18 protein-coding genes and 2 rRNA genes are annotated in these 21,010 nt (G+C 61.8%); 13 read left to right on the forward strand and 7 right to left on the reverse strand.

The window, feature by feature from the left end; translation table 11 throughout:
- The 3 genes from Tam10B_RS06105 to Tam10B_RS13515 form a co-directional block, all read left to right on the forward strand.
- A 23S ribosomal RNA gene (locus Tam10B_RS06105) occupies window positions 1–119 on the forward strand; the annotation flags it as partial.
- 172 nt (window positions 120–291) lie between these two features.
- Window positions 292–408, forward strand: a 5S ribosomal RNA gene (gene rrf, locus Tam10B_RS06110).
- 94 nt (window positions 409–502) lie between these two features.
- Window positions 503–754: a hypothetical protein gene (locus Tam10B_RS13515; protein WP_093960377.1), complete on the forward strand. Its 252-nt coding sequence runs from the start codon at window positions 503–505 to the stop codon at window positions 752–754.
- Window positions 755–1,182: 428 nt separating this feature from the next.
- Here the strand turns inward: Tam10B_RS13515 and Tam10B_RS06120 are convergent, their stop codons facing one another.
- The 5 genes from Tam10B_RS06120 to Tam10B_RS06140 all read right to left on the reverse strand — a co-directional run bounded on the left by Tam10B_RS06120 (window position 1,183) and on the right by Tam10B_RS06140 (window position 6,066).
- Window positions 1,183–1,968 carry a nitroreductase family protein gene (locus Tam10B_RS06120; RefSeq protein WP_093960378.1) on the reverse strand — a complete coding sequence of 262 codons (786 nt, stop codon included), beginning with the start codon at window positions 1,966–1,968 and terminating at the stop codon, window positions 1,183–1,185.
- 467 nt (window positions 1,969–2,435) lie between these two features.
- Window positions 2,436–2,876 (reverse strand): DUF4235 domain-containing protein, encoded by a 441-nt coding sequence (locus tag Tam10B_RS06125; protein ID WP_093960379.1) that lies wholly within the window; start codon window positions 2,874–2,876, stop codon window positions 2,436–2,438.
- A gap of 114 nt (window positions 2,877–2,990) precedes the next feature.
- Window positions 2,991–3,695 carry a sirohydrochlorin chelatase gene (locus Tam10B_RS06130; protein ID WP_093960380.1) on the reverse strand — a complete coding sequence of 235 codons (705 nt, stop codon included), beginning with the start codon at window positions 3,693–3,695 and terminating at the stop codon, window positions 2,991–2,993.
- Between the two features lie 299 nt (window positions 3,696–3,994).
- Window positions 3,995–4,435, reverse strand: a complete 441-nt coding sequence (locus Tam10B_RS06135) for a flavodoxin domain-containing protein (protein WP_093960381.1) — start codon at window positions 4,433–4,435, stop codon at window positions 3,995–3,997.
- On the reverse strand, window positions 4,435–6,066 hold the full coding sequence (locus Tam10B_RS06140) for a nitrite/sulfite reductase (protein WP_093960382.1): 1,632 nt from the start codon (window positions 6,064–6,066) through the stop codon (window positions 4,435–4,437). The genes Tam10B_RS06135 and Tam10B_RS06140 overlap by 1 nt, the downstream gene beginning before the upstream one ends.
- Before the next feature lie 540 nt (window positions 6,067–6,606).
- Between Tam10B_RS06140 and Tam10B_RS06145 the strand changes: the two genes are divergently transcribed.
- The 6 genes from Tam10B_RS06145 (at window position 6,607) to Tam10B_RS06170 (ending at window position 14,858) form a co-directional block, all read left to right on the forward strand.
- Entirely contained in the window at window positions 6,607–7,587 is a 981-nt protein-coding gene (locus tag Tam10B_RS06145; RefSeq protein WP_093960383.1) for an NAD(P)/FAD-dependent oxidoreductase, read from the forward strand.
- Between the two features lie 216 nt (window positions 7,588–7,803).
- Window positions 7,804–9,963: an ABC transporter permease subunit gene (locus tag Tam10B_RS06150; RefSeq protein WP_158214147.1), complete on the forward strand. Its 2,160-nt coding sequence runs from the start codon at window positions 7,804–7,806 to the stop codon at window positions 9,961–9,963.
- A 4-nt stretch (window positions 9,964–9,967) separates the two neighbouring features.
- The gene (locus tag Tam10B_RS06155) at window positions 9,968–10,732 is read left to right on the forward strand and encodes an ABC transporter ATP-binding protein (protein ID WP_093960385.1); all 765 of its coding nucleotides are present in this window, start codon (window positions 9,968–9,970) and stop codon (window positions 10,730–10,732) included.
- Between the two features lie 66 nt (window positions 10,733–10,798).
- Window positions 10,799–12,355 carry an aryl-sulfate sulfotransferase gene (locus tag Tam10B_RS06160; protein ID WP_093960386.1) on the forward strand — a complete coding sequence of 519 codons (1,557 nt, stop codon included), beginning with the start codon at window positions 10,799–10,801 and terminating at the stop codon, window positions 12,353–12,355.
- Between the two features lie 432 nt (window positions 12,356–12,787).
- Entirely contained in the window at window positions 12,788–14,260 is a 1,473-nt protein-coding gene (locus Tam10B_RS06165; RefSeq protein WP_093960387.1) for a YeiH family protein, read from the forward strand.
- 127 nt (window positions 14,261–14,387) lie between these two features.
- On the forward strand, window positions 14,388–14,858 hold the full coding sequence (locus Tam10B_RS06170) for a hypothetical protein (protein ID WP_093960388.1): 471 nt from the start codon (window positions 14,388–14,390) through the stop codon (window positions 14,856–14,858).
- Between the two features lie 172 nt (window positions 14,859–15,030).
- On the opposite strand, the gene Tam10B_RS06175 is transcribed toward Tam10B_RS06170, so the two are convergent.
- Both Tam10B_RS06175 and hemB read right to left on the reverse strand, forming a co-directional pair.
- Complete coding sequence (locus Tam10B_RS06175) at window positions 15,031–15,855, reverse strand: uroporphyrinogen-III synthase (protein ID WP_093960389.1); 825 nt, start codon at window positions 15,853–15,855, stop codon at window positions 15,031–15,033.
- Between the two features lie 184 nt (window positions 15,856–16,039).
- A complete protein-coding gene (gene hemB / locus Tam10B_RS06180; RefSeq protein WP_093960390.1) occupies window positions 16,040–17,059 on the reverse strand; it encodes a porphobilinogen synthase in 1,020 nt (339 codons plus the stop codon).
- Window positions 17,060–17,307: 248 nt separating this feature from the next.
- On the opposite strand from hemB, the gene cobA reads away from it, so the two are divergent.
- The 4 genes from cobA (at window position 17,308) to hemC (ending at window position 20,981) form a co-directional block, all read left to right on the forward strand.
- Window positions 17,308–18,102: a uroporphyrinogen-III C-methyltransferase gene (gene cobA, locus Tam10B_RS06185; protein ID WP_093960397.1), complete on the forward strand. Its 795-nt coding sequence runs from the start codon at window positions 17,308–17,310 to the stop codon at window positions 18,100–18,102.
- A complete protein-coding gene (locus Tam10B_RS06190; protein WP_093960391.1) occupies window positions 18,102–18,692 on the forward strand; it encodes a precorrin-2 dehydrogenase/sirohydrochlorin ferrochelatase family protein in 591 nt (196 codons plus the stop codon). Before cobA ends, Tam10B_RS06190 begins: the two co-directional genes overlap by 1 nt.
- Window positions 18,693–18,739: 47 nt before the next feature.
- Window positions 18,740–19,789, forward strand: a complete 1,050-nt coding sequence (locus tag Tam10B_RS06195) for a LacI family DNA-binding transcriptional regulator (RefSeq protein WP_093960392.1) — start codon at window positions 18,740–18,742, stop codon at window positions 19,787–19,789.
- 142 nt (window positions 19,790–19,931) lie between these two features.
- Window positions 19,932–20,981 (forward strand): hydroxymethylbilane synthase, encoded by a 1,050-nt coding sequence (hemC, locus tag Tam10B_RS06200; protein WP_093960393.1) that lies wholly within the window; start codon window positions 19,932–19,934, stop codon window positions 20,979–20,981.
- Window positions 20,982–21,010 lie beyond the last annotated feature (29 nt).

The following is a 21,010-nucleotide window of genomic DNA, read 5'->3' on the forward strand; positions in this document are numbered from 1 at the left end:
ATTCCGTCACGCGTTAAGCGTGTGTAGTCCCCATGGAGAACACGTGGTTGATAGGCCGGACGTGGAAGCCCCGCGAGGGGTGGAGCTGACCGGTACTAACGGACGAGCGACAACACAACCCAACACCCTCGGGGGTTGGGTTCCCGGAACGAATTCCAGACGTTCCCGGACAAGCACGGAGCACTTTTGGTTCACACTGCGATCGACACGAAAACACACGACGCGTCCGCTAGCCGGTTCCCAGACCACCACCATCCACCGGGATGATCCCCGGTGATAATTTCAATATTTTGCGGCGGTCATGGCCCAGGGGAGACGCCCGGACCCATTCCGAACCCGGAAGCTAAGACCTGGCACGGCGATGGTACTGCACTCGACAGGGTGTGGGAGAGTAGCACACCACCGCAATCCACTCTTCCGAAAAGGGGAGAAGCCACACGGCTTCTCCCCTTTTCCCATATCTGAGACAATTCATCCGCACAGCAAGGCATAATACGGAATCATGCACTTCTTCACTCCGAAACGATGCCCAAATTCGTCGAAAATCATGTATCACGACAAGGCCCAGGCGGAACGAGCCGCCGAACAGAGCCGCATCGAACGCGGAGCAGAACTTTGGACGTATCGCTGCCAGTACTGCGGAACATGGCATCTGACCAGTCACTCACCCGATCACGCATGGGTGCATGTGCCACTCAATCAGCAGATCAAGCCCCACTCGCGCAAAAAAGGCTACAAACCGCGCAGAAAGTAGCGGATCAGGCTGCCTGCCCATTGGAATTTGAACCTTTATGGTATGGCCGCCGAGCCATGTGGGGCATGGTGTTCGACACACTCGGGCCGTTTGGCCTCGCTCCGACGATTTGATCGCGGAGCGTATCAAATCGTCTCCGCTGATACAGTCGAACACCACGCCCCACACAGCGCGGCTCGGCAAAAGACAATGAACTGAACGCGCTTCTGATATATGCATGACATGACCGCTAAATAATTGGACAGCTGAGCGGGGTGTGGGGCATGTGATGTTCGATCGTAAGCAGCGGAGGTGTTTGCTATGCTGCGCAAGCAAACACCGGAGCGAGGCCGAACGGCCTTGAGTGTATCGAACATCACATGCCCCACACCCCGCGACCAGACCATATGGCTGCGAATTTGTATGTCCTTGAGGGCAGGGGAAGAGAGCTAGCGGTCGAGGCGGAAGCCTTGGCGGGTGGCGGGGGGATTGACGCTGCGGCCGTTCATGCTGGCGGTGGCGTTCTGCGCGATCTGATCGCTGAAGGCGTCGACCGGACGATCCGTATTGCGCAGATCGTAGTAGCGGTGGACATCGGCGTCAAAATCGGCGATCGCAGACAGGACGTCGTCGGAATCCTCAGGATACGTATTCTCGAAGAACTGCACGGACTTGGGCAGACGCGGCTTCAGCGCAGGATCCTGCGCCGGCTTGCCAATCGCAAGACCCAGCACGGGATAGGTGTACTTAGGCAGGTGCAGCACGTCGATCAACGCGTCCACATCGTTGAGCAGCGAACCGAGGATCACGCAACCAAGACCGAGGGAATAGGCTGCGGTCTCCATGGCATGCAGGGCGAGCACAGCGTCGTTCTGCGCCTGCGTGTAACGGTAGCTGCCATTCAGCGTGAAATCGTCGGAATCGGGGTCGACGCCCTTGGCCTTGGCGATCGTGGCGTTGCGATGCTCGTCGAGGATGAACACGTAGAGCAGCGGCGCCTGCGCGATATAGGGCTGTCGGCCGATCTCGGCCAGCTTCGCGGCGATCTCGGGATCGGTGATGCGAATGGCGGACCAGTCGTTGAGATACTGACTGGATGCGGCGTGCTGTGCCACGGATTCCAGTGTATCGACGACGTCGGCGGGGATGGGTTCGTCGGCGAACGCGCGGATGGAACGACGGTTCAGCAGGGTCTGGATCGTCGGATTATCGAGATTGTAAGTGTGCTCTGTCATGGGTCCATTGTGGCAGAGATCGGTGTGGATGGCGGGTGGATTGTTCGATGGGAGAACGGGGAATATGGGTATTCGGCTGTCTGGGATAGAGAGGTGAATGGGTTTGGGAACTCCCCTCAGTCGGCTGACGCCGACAGCTCCCCTCCACGGGAGGGGAGCCGGAAGAGATGGCGTACGCGTGGCTCCACTCCCGCGGAGGGGAGCTGTCCGCCGGAGGCGGACTGAGGGGAGCTCCGAGCAGCAACCAGCTGAACCCCCCCCCGATCGATCGACACCGACGACTCGCCCCACAAGAGCGACCGGCCGTGCCAGCCGTGTGCTGCCGCTCACCTCCAGCTCCCACACGAACTCCCGGAAACGTCGCCGGCACTCCCCGTCATGGGTGCACAGTCTCGGCGAGGAGGTCAAGAGACTTGGAGTAAATTGCCGCGTCGAAAGGATGCGTGTGGATGACTACAGGAATAGGCTCAGCGGGAGCGATGATTGTGGCGACGGGTGACCAAGGCTTGGGAACCTCGGTCGGAGAGCTGGGATACGACAGCGCTCAATGCCGCGGACAATGCGGAGAAGGTGATGCTCATGAACAGGCTTTCTCGTTCATCGACGACGCCGTCGCCGAGTGAACCAGAATCGGTGATTGTTTCACGTGAAACATCGGATTGGGCGGTGTGGCGGCCGGATCGTTTCACAGTGCGGTTGGAGACGGTGCTGTTCCACAGGATCTGGAACGCCTTGCTGGCTATGAAGCCGGCGATGGAAGGCAGTGCGAACTTCAGCAGCTTGTCGCCGAGAGAATCAGGGTCGCTGAGTCGCCGCTCGCGCATGGCATCCACCTTCGCATCAAAACGCCCGAACGCGTCGACGATCTGATCGACGTTGCTGCTCGGGCTGGTATGGAAATCCGTCATGGAAACCATTATTCCACGTGAAGAGAGCGAGGTGAATGGTGTCTTGGGGCTCCCCTCGGTCCGCCATGCGGCGGCCAGCTCCCCTCCGTAGGGAGGGGAGCCAGAAGGTTGGGATCAGTGGGCAGGGGTGAGGGCGAGGTCGTTGAGGCGTTCCTGGATGGCGTTGGTGATGACGGGATCGTCCTCCAGCGTGGGCAGGAACACAGCGTCGGAGGTCAATGCTTCGACGCGGGCCTTGATCTTGTTGGCGAGACGGCCGTCGGTAAGGAACAGTCGTTCGACGATCAGCGGACCGGGGTCGATGCGCAGTGTCTCTTCGATCTTTGGCTGTCCGATGTGATTTGTGCAGATGATTGGTACGCCGATCTGACGTTCCACATCGGCGGCAAGCCCCTGTAGCTGGGCGAAGGGTTCCGGAAAATGCGGGGTACCGTGGGCGACCAGCAGAATGCGACGTCCTGGATGCTCTGCGACCGCCTTGCCGAGGTGATCGACCAAGTAATCGCGGACCGCGCGCGTGGTGGCCAACGGCTCGGTGACGGACAAGGAAACGCCGGGCTTCAACACCTTGCGGGTGCGTTGCGGAATATCCCAACGCATGTGCGTGGCGGAGAACAGCAGGACCGGCACGATCACCAGCTTGGAAACATGGGACTGCAGATCGCGGATGCCGTCTTCCAGGGTCTGTTCGTCACCCTCAAGAAAAGCGATGCGGCCGATCTGCTCGGAACGCTGGATGAAATCGTTGAGCAGGTCGAGATTGGACTCGGGGATTTTGCCGCGGCGTCCGTGCAGGACGTAGAGATAGCCGGTGGTCATGTGAGGTCCTTGGGTGATTGCGAGGTGGTATGGAATGAAGCGTGGTACGTCCCCTCAGTCCGTTGTACGGACAGCTCCCCTCCCGCGGAGGGGATCCAAAGGAATGGAGGTGAGATGGACCCATCGTCGGGGAGGGAAAAGAGAGAGCGTCGTATTGGGATTGGTGGCTCCCCTCAGTCGGCTGCGCCGACAGCTCCCCTCGGTAGCGAGGGGAGCCGAGAAGAAAAGATGGTCGGCTTGGCCTCGGGAAGAGGCTAAGGAAGAACGGTCCGAGTCAGTCCCGGTGAGGAGCCAAAGGGTCAGACGGCGAGGGTCTTGGCGAGATCCTTGATCTTGTCGATGGCGTCGTCGTCGGGGGCGAGCTCGATCTTCAGGGACGGTGCGGCCAGTTCCGCGCCATCCGCGGTGAGCAGCTTTTCGAAGATGTCGACCGCGGCGCAGAAGTGCGGGTAGCTGGTGTCGCCGGTGCCGAGCACGGCCACCTTCTTGCCGGACAGATCGTAGCCGTCCAGATCGTCGTAGAAGTCGACGATGCCGCCAGGCACCTCACCGTTGTCTCCATCGCTCCAGCTGGCCACGACGTAGTTGTCGGCGCCGTCGAAGAACTCGTCGACCTCCACGCCGTCCTCGGCGTCAAAGACCTCCACGTCCTGATCCAGATCCTGCAGGGCCTCCTCGAGCAGTTCCACGGCTTCCTTGGTGTTGCCGGTCGCGCTCGTGAAAACGATCTTGGTGCTCATTATTTCAGTACCTCCGTTGCGGGTAGGGTGGTCAGATAATTGTCAAAAACTTCCTGAAAATGTTCGGTTCCCGTGCGCTGGTAGTAGTCGTAGAACGACTCGTTCTTCTCGTGGGAATCCTGATAGTCGGCGAGCAGCGAGCCCACCGCGTCGGTGAGCTGCGCGGCGGAGACCACGCCCTTCAGCTGCTCGTTGAAGTGGCCGCCGTTCAGCAGACTGCCACCGACGGACAGCTTGTATCCTGCCGTATGCTGACGGTCGGCCGTGCGGGCGTGAACGCCTTCGATGCCGATGTCGGCGATGGAACGGTGTGCGCAGCCGTTGCCGCATCCCGTGAGCGTGATGTTCAGCGGGGAATCGAAGCTGAATCGCTTGTCGAGCTCCTCGACCAGCGGCTTGAACACGGTCTTGGTGTACGCGTTCGCCAGATTGCAGTATTCGGCACCCGTGCACGTGGTGCCATAGTCGGCCAGCAGACGCGGATGGATCGAGAAACGTTCGAAGATCGGCTCGGCCTCAAGCGCAGGCAGATCCTCCTCCTTGATCCACGGGATCATGAGATTCTGGCAGTGGTCGAATCGGATCTCATCCTTGCCGTACTTGCGTGCCACGTCGATCAGCGCCTGGAAGTCGTCGGCCTGAATACGGCCGGACGGCACGCTCACGCCCACGTAGTAGTAGCCGTCCTGTAGCTGACGGTGCACGCCGAGTGCGGTGCCGTTCGTCCAACCCTTGACCTTGGAGACGCCCTTGGTCTGCAGATCGGGCAGCGATTCGCGGATCTTGTCTTCGAACTTCTCCACGCCCCAGTCCTTGATGAGGAACTTGAGGCGGGCCTTGGAGCGGCTGCGACGGTAGCCGTAGTCGCGGAACAGACGGCAGACGACCTCGGCGAGGTCGGCCACGCGATCGGGCGTGACGAAGATGTTGAGCTGTTGGGCGAGCATCGGCTTCATGCCCAGGCCGCCGCCCACCTTCACGTTGAATCCCTTGACCGTATGGCGGCCGATGCGCTTGGTGGCCGGGATGAACGCCAGATCGTTGATCTCCGCATTGCCGGAGTTGTGACGGTTGCTGCTGATCGAGATCTTGAACTTGCGCGGCAGGTTCGAATAGTCGTAGTTGCCTTGGAAGCGACGGTAGACGTCGAGCACGGTCTGACGGGTGTCGAACAGCTCGTCGGGGTCGATACCGGACAGTGGATTGTCGATGATGTTGCGCGTGATGTCGCCTTCCGCGCCCACCGTGGTCAGGCCGACAGCCTCGATGCCGGCGAAGATGTCGACGAGCTCGGCGAACGGGATCCAGTGGTACTGCACGGCCTGACGCGTGGTCAGATCGACGACGCCGTGGCCATACGTGCGGCCGATCCACGCCAGATGATCCGCCTGCTTCACGGTCACGCGGCCTCCGGGGATCTTGATGCGCATCATGAAGTAGCCCTCGTCCTGCGGCTTCTGCACCGTCAGGCCGGCGTACTTGAAGTACATGTAGTAGCTCTTGTCGATCTCCGAGAACGGCTTCTTGACCAGTTCGGGAAGATCCTTGAACACGTCAAGGCCGTCTTCGTTGAGCTTGCTGATCTCGTTCGCGTTGAGCTTTTGATCTGCCCAGGTGGCGGTATAGCTCATGTGACCCCCAAAAAAATAATGTAAAACCCCGTATTGGCGCGGCCTCGCCGCGATTGCGTGGCCGACCGTATGGCTCACAGCGTACAAACGCGCTCGGCGGACTGTCAAAACGGGGAAAGGCGGTGCAAAAGGGCGTGAAACCGTTGGAATTGCAACGAAAAACGGGTGTCAAACAAGGGCTGCCGTGGAAAAGAGCGGTGACGGTTCTATTTGTGGGACGTTATCAATCGTTGAAATTGCAACGTTTTGGTGGTATAAGGCACTGTTTCGCAAGCGGGGATGAATCCGTATACTTGCGGCTATCGTCATGCGCTATGGGTGCGGGGGATGGCGGGATTCGTGCGGTGCATGGGTTCGGGATCCCTCCCTCAGTCCGACCTGCGGTCGGCCAGCTCCCTCCCACGGAGGGAGCACAAAGGATAGAGACCTGCTGACTTTCCAACAGGGAGCACAAAGGGCAAGAGCCTGGCTTTCCGAAGGGGAGCACGAAGGGATGACGCTCGCATGGACGAATCGATATAGCAGTAGGGGGAACATATCATGACCGATGAGACGCTGACCGACGTGACCGTGATCGGAGGGGGACCGGTGGGCATGTTCACCGCGTTCTACTCGGCCATGCGCAATCTCAGTGTGCAGCTGGTCGACAGTCTGCCCGAACTCGGCGGCCAGGTGGCGGCGCTCTACCCGGAGAAGCCGATCCACGACATCGCCGGATTCGTGTCGGGCACGGGCGCGGAGCTCATCGCCAATCTCAAACGTCAGATCGACTCGTTCGGAGACAAGATCGGCGTGCACACGAACGAGGAGGTGACCGGGCTCGAACGCCTTGACGACGGCACGTTCATCCTGCGCACCGCGGCCCGTGAAATTCATACGCGCAGCGTGATCGTGGCCATCGGCAGCGGCGCGTTCAGCCCGCGTCCGCTGGCCATCGACTACGATCGCGAGCAGCTCGACGGGCGCAAGGTGTTCTACTTCGTCAAGCGTCTGGCCGACTTCAAGGGCAAGACCGTGGCCGTGGCCGGCGGCGGTGACGCGGCGATCGACTGGGCTCTCGAACTCGAGCAGATCGCCGACAAGGTGGTGCTGATCCACCGTCGTGACAACTTCCGTGCGCTCGAATCCAGCGTCACCAGACTCAAGGAGTCCACGGTGGCGATCCTGACGCCGTACAAGTTCACCACCGTGACCGGCACGCCGGACGGACTGCACATCGAACTCGCGAAGATCAAAAGCGACGAGGTGCTCGACCTGGACGTGGACGCGCTGCTCGTCAACTACGGATTCACGTCCGACAACCACGTGCTGCGCGACTGGGGACTGCCGGTCAAGCGCGGCGATCTGCAGGTGAACGAGTATCTGGAGACCGATGTGCCCGGCATCTACGGCGTGGGCGACGCGGTGAACTATCCGGGCAAGGTGAAGCTCATCTCCGCCGGCTTCGGCGAAGTGCCACGCGCGGTGAACCATCTGGCCGAGCAGCTGTACCCGGACAGGAAGCAGCCGCTGCACAGCTGAAGCGATCGAACGCGGATCATTATTTGCGTGTCTCGCTGCCGTCTGGTCGGCGCGATCGATAAGACGGTATAAGGAACGGCTTGAGCGGAACGGGATCGTCGCGCCGCCATATGCCGTACTATCGGCCGTAACGAATTCTTTCGTTGCAGGTCGGCGTTCCGATGGGGGTCGGAACGCCGACCGATGTTTTCCGAACTTTCGAATGGGGGAAGCTCTATGCGTATATGGGCATGGGAATGGCCGGAATCGTGGCGAATACGTTCACTGGCCGTGACGCGACTCGCGGCGGTGACGGCCGTCGTGGCATTGCTGACGGCGACGTTTCTGTCCGCAGCGCTGCCGCAGTCCGCGATGGCGGAAGAGTCGAATGAAACGAATGGCACCCAGCAGGAGTCGACGGCCGATCTTAAGACCGTGAGGTTCGGCTTCCCCTCATCGGGCAGCAACTGGAACAATGGCGTGCTCGGCGTGGCACTGGAAAAGGGGTATCTGAACGACTATCTCAAGCCGCTCGGGTACAAGGCCGAAGGCACCGGATTCGTCGGTGCGGCGCCCGCTCTGCACGAGGCGCTCACCGCCGGGGACATCGACTACGTGGATTATGCGGGATTTGCTGGGATCCTCGGCAAGTCCAAGGGCATCGACACCACACTGCTGGCAGTGACCGGCTACAACTCCGGCTGGCGCCTGGTTGCGTCCACCAAGTCCGGTATCAATTCGATCAACGATCTCAAAGGCAAGAAGGTCGCGTACCAGCGCGGCGCCACACCGCAGATGTACCTCATCAAGGTACTTGACCAGGCCCATCTGCAGTTCTCCGATATCGAGGCCGTGAACGCGGCGTTGCCCGACGGTCTGTCGACGCTGGCCACGGGCGGCGTGGATGCGGCCGTCGTATCCGCCGGCCAGGAACAGCAGCTGGTCAACGAAGGCAAGGTCAAGGTGATCCACGCGGGCATCAAGGCCGACAAGAAGACGTTCTATGAGCCCAGTACGTTGATCGCGCGCACCGACTTCGCCAAGCAGCATCCCGACGTCACGGTGGCCGTGCTCAAGGCCAAGGACGACATCGTCAAGGATCACGACGCGTTCGAGCGGCTGTCCGCACAGCGGTCCGGCAACCCGCTGTCGGTGGTACAGGCCACCGAGGTGCCTGATCCCAACGTCGGCCATCCGGTCACGCTCAGCAAGAACCTGATTTCATCTCTGGAATCCGTACAGGACTTCGAACTGAAGAACAAGCTCATCAGCAACACCGTCGACGTGCAGTCGTGGACTGATCCGGAACCGTTGCGCAAGGCCATCATCGAATACGAGCAGGAGAAGAAGGTGCCGGCCGCGACCGCCAAGCAGGATGCGAGCGCGGCGGTGGCGGGCGTCACTGGTGCCGAGTCCGGCAGCTCCGACGCGGCTGCTCAGACGAATCATCGACTGCTTTCCGCGGTGCTGCCCATCGTACTGTATCTGGTCGTGGCAGGCGTTGTGGCGTTTGGCAGGCATGGCATCAGGCGCAGGATCGAACGGCTGCGTAGCAGCGAGATCCAAGCGACGGCCAAGGACTCCAACGGCGAGAACGCGATCAATCCGGCCGCGGAACACGGTCTTGCCGTGGCAAAAAAGGTGTTCGACACGCTGTTCGTGCTGATCCTGCCGCTCGGCGTATTCATCGCATGGCATGCGGCCAGTGCGTCCGGTGCGATGTCGTCGATCGTGCTGCCGTCCATCTCGTCCGTCGGACAGACGATCGTCGAACAGCTGACGACGGGCACGTTCAGGAACGATCTGCTCATCAGCGTCAGCCGAATCCTCAAGGGATACTCGCTCGCCGCGGTATTCGGCATCTTCTTCGGCGTGATCATGGGTATGAGCCTGTCGGCGAACCGGTTCTTCATGCTCGTGTTCAAATCGATCCGACAGATTCCGATGATGGCGTGGGTGCCGCTGCTCGTCATGTGGTTCGGTATCGGCGAAGGATCGAAGGTCGCCGTGATCTTCCTCGCCTCGTTCTTCCCGATCCTCATGAACACGATCTCCGGCATCACCCGCGTGGACGGCAAGCTCGTCGAGGTGGGACGCATGTACCAGCTATCGAAGTGGCGGCTGTTCCGCGAGATCTACCTGCCGGGTGCTCTGCCGTCGATCTTCGTCGGACTCAAGCTTGCGCTGGGCATCTCATGGATGGCCGTGGTCGGCTCCGAGATGATCGCGGCCAGCTCCGGCATCGGATTCCGCATCAACGATGCGCGAAGCCTGATGGACTACTCGATCGTCTTCGCCGGCATGATCGTCATCGCCGTGGCCGGCGTGCTGATGGACCTGATACTGACGGCGATCTCCAAGGCCGCAACCCCGTGGGAACTGGTAAGGAAGGCATAGTCCGATGAGCGTGAACCTGAACATACACAACGTAAGCAAAACCTTCATCGTCAACGGCAAGCCGATCTCTGTGCTCGACGACGTCGATCTGGACGTGCGTGACGGCGAACTGCTCGTCATCGTCGGGCACTCCGGCTGCGGCAAATCAACACTGCTCAAGATCGTGGCCGGACTCGAACAGCCCACGACCGGACGATGCGAACTCAACGGCCGAACCATCACCGAACCGGGAACCGACCGATGCATGATCTTCCAGGAACACCGACTGTTTCCCTGGATGAGCATCGGACAGAACATCCAGTTCGGGCTGAAGGGACGGTCCCGCGGCGAGCGCGACCGGATCACGGACCGTCTGCTCGGCATGGTCAAGTTGCGTGATTTCCGTAACGCCTATCCGAGTCAGCTGTCCGGAGGCATGTCGCAGCGAGCGGCCATCGCCCGCGCGCTCGCCACGGATCCGGAGATTCTGCTGCTCGACGAGCCGTTCGGCGCTTTGGATGCGCTGACCAAGATCGAGCTGCAGGATGAGCTGTTGAAGATCCGCAGACAGCAGCACAGCACGATGCTTATGGTGACGCACGACATCGAGGAGGCCGTATATCTGGCCGATCGGATCGTGGTGATGTCAAACCGGCCGGGACGCATCGAGGAGATCATCGACGTGGATCTGGGTGAGCATCGCGACCGTGGAGGTACGGCGTTCGCTGGGTACAAGAAGCGGGTGTACGACCACTTCGTGCAGACGCGCGAACCGGCATTGGTCTCCTGAAGACGACGATTACGGCAATCAAGCAGACGAGATACGACAGATAAACGACAAATAAGGATGTGATGTATGGGATACCCAACCGTATACCCGACCGGGGTCACCGTGTACGACCGTGACGAGGCGTGGAACGGCTACACGCTGTTGCCGACGCCGAAGGGTGCTCTGCTCATTGACATGAATGGACGTGAGGTGAACCGCTGGGCCGGGCTCGCCGGCTTCCCCAATAAGCTGCTGCCGGGTGGATCGGTGTTCGGCACGTCGGGTGCGCGGGGCGGGAACGCCGCCTACCAGGACCAGATCGACCTGCTGCAGGTGTCGTGGGACGGTCACGTGGAATGGAAGTGGGATCGCACCGAACTCGTGCACGATGAGGGTAGGGAGCCCCGATATATGGCCCGCCAGCATCACGACTACGAACGTGAGGGTTCGCCGACCGGATACTATGCGCCGGGACTTGACCCGAAGACCGATTCGGGCAATACGCTGATCCTGACGCATGAGAACTCCTACCATCCGGAAATCACCGACCAGCTGCTCATCGACGACAAGATCATTGAAGTCACCTGGGACGGTGAGATTGTATGGGAATGGCGGGCCGCTGAGCACTTCGACGAACTCGGATTCTCCGACGATGCCAAGCGCTCGCTGCGCGCCAATCCCTCCATGCGCGGCGAGGCGGGAGGCGACTGGCTGCACATCAACTGCATCTCCACGCTCGGTCCGAACAAGTGGTATGAGCGTGGCGACGAACGGTTCCACCCGGACAACATCATTCTCGATTCGAGGAACGCCAATATTCTTGCCATCATCTCCAAGAAGACCGGCCGGCTTGTGTGGCGGCTGGGGCCGGACTTCACCGAGACCGAGGCCGTGAGGAAGATCGGGCCGATCGTCGGACAGCATCATTTCCATCTGATTCCGCAGGGTCTGCCTGGCGCGGGAAATCTGCTCGTGTTCGACAACGGTGGTGCGGCCGGATACGATCGTCCGAATGCGATCGCTCCGGATGGCACCAACGCCGTGCATCGTGATTATTCGCGTGTGCTGGAGATCAATCCGATCACGTTGGAGATCGTCTGGCAGTACACTCCGCTCGAAGCCGGCTTCATGCCGTTCTCCGACGGTTCGAAGTTCTATTCGTCGTTCATCTCCTCCGCGCAGCGTCTGCCCAACGGCAACACGCTGATCACCGAAGGCTCTGACGGGCGTCTGATCGAGGTGACCGCCGACCATCGAATCGTGTGGGAGTACATCAACCCGTACTTCAAGGATCTGGCGCCCGGATTCGCCTCCAACATGGTGTACCGGGCCTATCGTGCTCCGTACGAGTGGGTGCCGCAGGTGCCGAGGCCGGAGGAGACGTCGATCGCGCCGATCGACGTGACCACGTTCCGTGTGCCCGGCGCCTCGGACGAAGTACTGACCGTGACAACGGTGGACGGAGTGGATCCGGAGAAGCAGGCGCTCACCGGCGTGGCCGACGACGAGGAAGAATCCGATCACGCTGACTTCTGCATGGTGCGGGTCGACAAGAAGGATCTCGGCATTGGCACGGGCGCCGCATCGGGCACTGCGGGAAAGGGATTGGGCAGACTCAACGTCGCTCCGAAGTTCGGTCTGTAGAACACGATCGGGCCGTATGACTATGGTGAACGCATCCGCGTGCCGTTATCGATTCTTTCGATGGCGACGCGCGGATTTTTGCTGTAACGACTGGCTTGCGCTGGGGCCGGCCGGGTCGATAGCATCGTAACTACGCAACGGAACGAAGGTTGCCACACAACGTTTCGCAATGACGGGATTCAATTGACGGTGGGGGACACACGTCGGGGGAATTCAACACGTGATCGTGGCATCTGACCTGATCCGTTCCGTTGCGGCCACCATAACCAACAACCAACCAGCAAATAATCAAATCAATAAACCAAATTAATGAACCAAACTGGCGAACCAGATCATATCAATAAGCGAACACACGCTTAGACCACTGGGGAACCGCACGTCTCGCGCCGATGGGGATCGGCCGGATGCGCGTACAAGAAGAGGGGGAACATCATGGCGCAATCGCAGCCAATAGCAGTAACCCGTGCCTCCAAGCACGGCGTCAAGGAAGCGGTGCCGGCTGCAGCCGAAGGACGCAAGATCCTCGGCAGCGAGGACTGGTGGGCCACGTTCATCGGACTCGGCATCGTTGTACTCGGATTCGTGATCTGGGCCGTCGGCGGCACCTTCAACATATTCGCGGCGAAAATACCCAGCTGGGCCAACTGGGCGTTCCTGTTCAACGGCGGCGACGTGACCAAGAACGGCGTCACCACGCACGCGGCCGGACTCATCCAGCGTCTGCCCAACATCATCGCGCTGTTCGCGCTGTTCGCCGTGGTGTTCGGCGTGGCCGCATACTTCCTCAAACTCAAGGTGCAGGCGTTCCTCGGCGGATTCCTCGCCCTGTTCGTACTGAGCTTCATCGTCAACGTGTTCAGCTCGTCCAAGTTCGCCAGCTCCTACAACCTCGAGGCGCCGCTCGTCGCCCTGGTCATCGGACTGCTGCTCGGCAACCTGTTTAACCTCGAACGGTTCTTCGGCGGCGCGCTGCGCACCGAACTGTTCGTGAAGGTCGGCATCGTGCTGCTCGGCGCCACCCTGCCGTTCACCACCATCGTCAAGGCCGGACCGGTTGCGTTCCTGCAGGCCACGTTCATCGCCGTCTCCACGTTCCTGGTCATCTACTTCGTGGCCACCCGCGTGTTCGGACTCGACAAGCGCTTCGCCGCCACGCTCGGCGCCGGCGGATCCATCTGCGGCGTCTCCGCAGGCATCGCCGTGGGCAGCGCCGTCAAAAGCCGCAAGGAACACGTCTCCGCAGTGATCTCCATCGTGGTCGTCTGGGCCATCATCTCCATCTTCCTGCTCACCGCGCTCGGCAAGGCGTTCGGACTGCCCGACGGCGTGGCCGGCGCCTGGGTTGGCACCTCCGAATTCGCCGACGCGGCCGGCGTGACTGCGGCCAGCAGCTTCGGCGAACAGGGCATCGCCGCCTTCACCCTCATGAAGGTGGTCGGCCGCGACATCTTCATCGGCGTATGGTGCCTCATCCTTGCGTTCATCGCCGTGACCTACTGGGATCGTCAGGATCAGATCAAGGCCGCCAAGGCCGAAGGCCGCGACCCCGCCACCCTGCCCAAGCAGAAGCTCGACGTGGCGCAGATCTGGCACCGCTTCCCCAAGTTCGTCATCGGATTCTTCGTCGCATCCATCTTCCTCACCATCGTGATCACCGTGGCCGGCGCCGCCGCATCCGCCGGCGTCACCAACGACCTGATCACCCCCATCAAGGAACTGCGCACGTGGGCCTTTACGTTCACGTTCCTGTCCATCGGCCTGACCACGCGCTTCGGCCAGCTCTCCTCCCTCGGATGGAAGCCCGCCGCCGCATTCAGCATCGGCGCACTGGTCAACATCGTGCTCGGCTTCGTGCTCTCCGCGGTGATCCTGCCCGGCTTCTGGTCCACCATCCCGGTGGCCTGACGGTCTCGGCCGTCGGCGTGGATGTCACGACATTCACGTCACGACGTTCGCGCGACGGCCTTTCACCGCACATCACATCCGTCCCATCCATCCCACGCCATACCCGCCATACCAAAGGAGCAATCTCATGAGTTTCGCAACCCTGCTGAAGACCCGACCCGTAGGCGACGCGTTCGCCGCCGGAGTGGAATACGGACGGACAAACGGCGCCTACGCAGACGAGTCTCAGACCGCCGAGCGTGACGGGCGCGACGACTACGCCGACTCCGGAAACGGACTGCCCGTCGTCTGGCACGTGATCGTCGACATCCCCTTCACCGACGGACCATTCCGCCGCACCCGACTCTCGCTCGACGAGGCATCCCGATCACTCAGCGAACGCGTGGAACGCGCCACCGTAGTGGAACGCGTGCTGCGCACGCTGCGATCCATCAGCGACGCCGACGACTGGCAGGTCACCATCTCATGGAAGGGCGTGCGCGCCGAACGCGACGGCGAATCCTACGAACGACTCGAACGGGAGCTGCTGGACGCGGGATTCGACGAAGGGGACTTTGAGATTCGGGTGGAGTATGCGCGCTCATGGGGGATGCTGTGATGCGCTGGTGATCCGGCGGTGCTATGGCCGCGGAGCGGGACGACGAACGGTGCTCGACACACTCGGGCCGTTCGGCCTCGCTCCGCGGTTTTGTTTGCGCAGCATAACAAAACCGCTCCGCTGATACGGTCGAGCACCGTTCGTCGTCCCGCTCCGCTCGGGTGGTCCGGATCTAGGCGCATTGGGGTTTAGGGCAGGGAGGGAGAGCGCGGAGGAGTTGGGTCAGGGTTTGGCGGAGGACGTTGGTGTTGGTGGTGGGGAGGATGACGGGGTGATGGTCGGCGGCGATGATGCGGGCGGTACTGGGGCCGAGGGTGTAATAGGTTATTTTTTTCGAAAAACTTTCTGGGGTGGCGGCGATGATGCCTTGCAAACGTTGGTATGCGGACGGGCTTGTCACCACAATACGATCAATGCGCACGTCATTATCGGTCGTTGAATCATGGGCTTTGCCTACGGCAAGCGATCGTCGGATCTCGTCTGCGGCGCGCTGCTTATCGATGGGTTCCCACGTGTTTTCGTAGATGCGGATTTTGGGGACGTCGATGTCGGTCTTATGACTTGGCTCATGTGAATCGGGGACGTGCAGGTTGCCGCACAGTTCGGTGACGACGGCATCGGGTGGCAGCGTGGGCATCAGCGTGGTGAGCAGACGGTGTAGCCCATGACGGTTCTCTTCGTCGGGAACCAGAACGTGGCGCAGTCCGGCGGCGTTGGCGGAGACTTCCATCTTGCGGCTGAGTGCGATCAGCGTGCCGCGCCAGGCGGAATCGAGCGACGGCAGGATATGGTCGATCAGCGTGGACAAGGCGAAGTTGCTGGTAACGATGAGATAGTCGCTGCGGGCGATGCAGTCGCGGTCCTGCGATGACAGCGGCACGGCTCGCAGCCGGCGCAGCGGCAAATAGAGCGGCGGGATCGGTGCGGTGGCGAGGTCGAGTCGGTCCTGCAGATCCCGTGGAATCCTGTGTCGCGGATAGGTGATCAGTACGGTCATGGCAACTCCGAACGTATGGGATGCGTGTGCGATGCGAGCCCTCCCTCAGTCGCGCATTTGCGCGACAGCTCCCTCCTCTGGAGGGAGCACGCAGGGGTTATTCTTAGTGCTCCCTCCGAGGGAGGGGGCTGGCCGCCGAAGGCGGACTGAGGGAGGGCTTCACACCGCTACGCCAGAAAAAGCCCTACCACTTCCGCGCGTCGATGCGGGAGGCCACGTCCTTGGCGAAGTAGGTGATGATCAGATCGGCGCCGGCGCGCTTGATGCTCGTCAGCGTCTCCTTGACGATGCGGTCCTCGTCGATCCACCCGTTGGCGGCCGCGGCCTTGACCATCGCATACTCGCCGGAGACGTTGTACGCCACCAGAGGCAGATCACTCGCATTGCGCACCTCGCGCACCACGTCCAGGAACGCCATCGCCGGCTTGACCATCAGGAAGTCCGCGCCCTCGCGCTCGTCGCTCGCCGCCTCACGCAACGCCTCCAGACGATTCGCCGGATCCATCTGATAGCCGCTGCGATCGCCGAACTGCGGAGCGCCGTCCGCCGCATCGCGGAACGGGCCGTAGAAGCTCGACGCATACTTCACCGCATACGACATGATCGGCGTCTGCGCGAAACCGGCCGCATCCAGCCCGGCGCGAATCGCCGCCACATACCCGTCCATAGCATTCGACGGCGCGATGATGTCCGCGCCGGCCTTCGCCTGACTCACCGCGATGCGCGTGATGTACTCCAACGATTCGTCATTCAGCACCTCGCCGTCGCGTACGATGCCGCAATGGCCGGTGGACGTGTATTCGCACATGCAGTCGTCGGCGATCACCACCAGCTCGGGATGCCGCTCCTTGATCAGACGAATGCCGCGCTGCACGATGCCGTCATCACTCCACGCGTCCGAACCGGTGTCATCCTTGTGATCCGGAATGCCGAACACGATGATCGACTTGATGCCCAACTGCGCGATCTCATCGATCTCGCCGGACAGTGCGTCCAGACCGAAACGCGAAATGCCCGGCATCGAGGCGATCGGCTGGCTGCCGCTGATCGTCGCATCGACGAACACCGGCATGATCAGATCGTCCTTCGACACGTGCGTCTCGCGCACCAGATCACGCAGCGCCGCGCTTGTGCGCAGACGACGATGACGATCGAACCGCAGTGCGTCGGTATACGCGTCGTTATGAGATGTGCGTTCCGTCATGAATTTCCCCCAATGCTGTCCATACGATCGACGAATTTTCCGCCTCCCCAGCGTAATCGTTCCGGACGAACCGCGTTCGGACGGCGGCGGGAACCCCTATACCGGTTTGTTATGACGGCTGATCGAAGCCAATGATCGCAAGGAATGCGCGTTCGAGGAACGTTCCGGACGCCCTGCGCGGGCGGGTATGTTGGAACGAGTGACTGATGACGGCGCGCATGCGTGCGCGACGGCGAACGGAGGGGAACATGACCGACAACGGCGAGGTGCTCGACGGCAGCGGGACGAACGACAATATCGAAACCGCGGCGACGCGCAACGAACCTGGACTGGTGTCGCTGGTTGGCGCCGGGCCGGGCGACCCGGAACTGCTGACATTACGCGGCAAGCGACGGATCGAGGAAGCCGACGTGATCGTGTATGACCGGCTCGTCAACCCCGAACTGCTCGAGTTCGCGCGCGACGACGCCGAGCGCATCGACGTGGGCAAGTCCGCGCATCATCATCCGGTGAAGCAGCGTGAGATCAACGATATGCTTGCCCGCCTCGCGCTTGACGGCAGGCGCGTGGTGCGGCTCAAGTCCGGCGACCCGTTTGTGTTCGGCCGCGGCGGCGAAGAGCAGAAGTATCTGCACGACCGGGGTGTGCGCGTGGAGATCGTGCCGGGCATCACCAGCGCCATCGCAGGGCCGGCGGCCGTGGGCATTCCTGTGACGCACCGCGACTACGCGTCGAGCTTCCACGTGATCGCCGGGCATCGCAAGCGCGAGGGACATGAGCTTGACTGGGACAACATCGCGCACATGGAGGGTACGCTCGTGTTCCTCATGGGCATGGAGTCGCTCGACCGCATCACTGGCAATCTGATCGCCAACGGCAAGCCGGCCGATACGCCGATCGCCGTGATCCAGTGGGCCACGCGCGAGCAGCAGCGGGCCGTGCGCTCCGACCTCGCGGGCATTCGTGCCGCCGTGGACGAGGCCGGACTTGGCGCGCCCGCGCTGATCGTAGTCGGTGGCGTGGCGTCGCTGCTGGAGCCGTGATGACGGAGGGCTCGGCGAGCGGCGGCGCGAACGGTGATGTGGACGGGGCGGAGTCGCCGCGACCGTATCCGGTGAATCTTGATATCCGCGGACGTCTGGCCGTGGTGGTTGGCGGCGGACACGTGGCCGCGCGCAAGGTCGCGTCCCTGCTGCGGTCCGGTGCACATGTGACCGTGATCAGTCCGGCGATAGACCCGCGCATTGCGGACGAAGTGGAGCGGGGACGTGTGGCGTGGGTGGATAAGCCATACAAGTCTGGGGATAACTTATTCGCCGCCGGTCGCGACGATGATCAAACCGATCTTGGTCACGACGGCGACGCTGGTCTCGCCCGCGCGTTCATCGTCATCGCGTGCACGGACGATCCCGCCGTGAACGCTCTCGTTGTGCATGACGCCAGGGCGGCGGGCGTGCCGCTGATCAACAACGCCGCCGACCCCGTGCAATCGAACTTCGGAAACGTGGCCGTGACGGAGCATGACGGGCTGATGGTCACGGTCTCCACGTACGGAAAGGACCCGTCGCGGGCACGGAAAGTGAAGGAGCGGATCACGCGATGGCTTTGGGAGCTGTCGGGGCGGGCCACTTAGAATGGTCGGGAAGTTCAAGCGACTCGGCGTCGAGGAAGCGAGGAACAATGCAGGCGACCATTCAGGATGTGGCGGCCAAGGCGGGGGTCTCCATCTCAACGGTGTCACGCGCGTTCACCCGACCGGACATGGTGAGCGACCGTACGCGAGCCAAGGTCATGCGCGTGGCGGACGAACTCGACTTCAACATCTCCCGATCCGCGGCCACCCTCAAATCCGGCCGCACCAACCGTGTGGCGATGCTCATGAACGACGGCATCACCAGCTGGTTCAACGCCGCCACGCTCGCCGGACTTGAATCCGTACTGCATCCGGCCGGATACGACATCGCGCTCTTCCCACATATCGACACCGCACAAACCCGGCAACGGTTCTTCGAAACACTGCCGATCCGGCGCAACGTGGACGCGGTATTCGTCGCGTCGTTCGCCATCGACCCGCACGAAGTGGAACAGCTCAAACGCGCCCAGGTGCCGATCATCGGCATCAATACGCCGGACATCGACGGCTTCGATGCCTCAGTGTCCATCGACGACGAGCAGGGCATGCTCATGGCCGCGCAGCATCTCATCAAACTCGGTCATCGACATCTCGTCTACGTGTGCGCGGACGCCGTGCACACGCTCAGCGCCAGCATCGACAAGCGCGAACAGGGATTCCGCCGCGCATGTGAAACGGCGCAGGCAAACGGCATCGCACTCGACTGGCAGGTGATCTCCGTGCCGCGCGACCAGTCGGCGCTCGCGTCGATCTCGTCGCCGCAGGCGCTGTCCGCGATCCTGTCGCGACTGCTGGAACTCGACACGTTCCCCGACGCGATCTGCTGCCAGGCCGACATGATCGCCATCCCGCTCATGCTGCGGCTCGAACGATACGGCAAACGTACGCCGCGCGACTATTCGATCATCGGATTCGACGACAGCACGTACGCAGACGTGCTCGGCCTGACCACGATCCGGCAGGATCCGCAGACGATGGGCGCGGACGCGGCACGCAAGGCGCTGCGTCTGATCGCCGGGAAACCGTTGGACGATGCACACGAGATCGCGCCCGTCAGCCTGATGCCGCGCAACACCGACGACGTGGTCGACCGGTGATGTGCGGATCCCATAACTTCTACGTATAGCCTCCCGGCAATGTTCCCGGTTGCCGACTGCTACAGTGGGCTGTCGGCATTGACGGTATCGCCGGCGCGGACGGATGATCGCGCGGCCGGGAACGGGGAGTGATAGGCGAGTGATGGGACGCGAATTCCGCATCGGTACGCGCAAGAGCCGTCTGGCGCTGCGACAGACGGAACTGATCTGCAATGCGCTGCGGGAACGGTTCCCTAACGTCACGATCACGCCGAAGCCGATCGTTACGCAGGGCGATCGTGATCTTCGCTCCAGTCTTCAGGCCATCGGCGGCAAGGGCGTGTTCGTCAAGGAGATCGAACGCGAACTGCTCGATGGCACGATCGACTTCGCCGCGCACAGTCTCAAGGACGTGCAACCTGTGCTGCCTGACGGGCTCGTATTGGGATGCTTTCCCAAACGTGATTCGCCGTTCGACTGTCTGATCTCGCCGCGTCCGTATGCGAGTCTTGACGATCTGCCGCAGGGGGCGCGCATCGGCACGAACAGTTTGCGACGGCAGGCGCAGCTGCTGCATCGGAGGCCCGATCTGGAGATCGTGCCGATCCGCGGCAACATCGACACCCGTGTGCGCAAGATCGAGACCGAACGACTCGACGGCGTGATCCTGGCCGAAGCGGGACTGAACCGACTGTATCCGGAGACTGGCGACGGCCATCCCGAACTCGGCGGACTGTACCGGCTTTCGCTGCGCGACGTGCTGCTGCCCGCCGCCGGGCAGGGTGCGATGGTGGTGGAATGCAGGGCCGACGATACGCAGACGCTGGAACTATTGGCGGCGATCGACGATCCGGCCACGCGCGACGCCGTACTGACCGAACGCGAGTTCATGACCGCGCTGGGCGGCAGCTGCACATTCCCGATCGGCGCGTTCGCGCAGGTGGAGCATGCGGAACCTGCGGACGGTGGCAGTCTGGATAGTGGTCGCTCGGAGATCGATCGCCCGGAGGGTGCTGGCCGTGGTTGTGGCGCGGATCATCTGAACTTCCATGGTTTGGTCGCTTCGCCGGACGGTACGCATCTGTTTACACGTCACGAGACCGGCACGCTCAACGATCATGTGGGATCCGTTGCCGCGGCGGCGCTCATCGCTCAAGGTGTGCTACCGCTCATCGATCCGACGAATCCGGCAAATTCCGCTGTCCGTCGTTGATCTTGCCGGGCAGCCATCGTTCATACTCG

Origin of the sequence: Bifidobacterium vansinderenii (assembly GCF_002234915.1) — a bacterium.
GTDB classification, from domain to species: Bacteria; Actinomycetota; Actinomycetes; order Actinomycetales; family Bifidobacteriaceae; genus Galliscardovia; species Galliscardovia vansinderenii.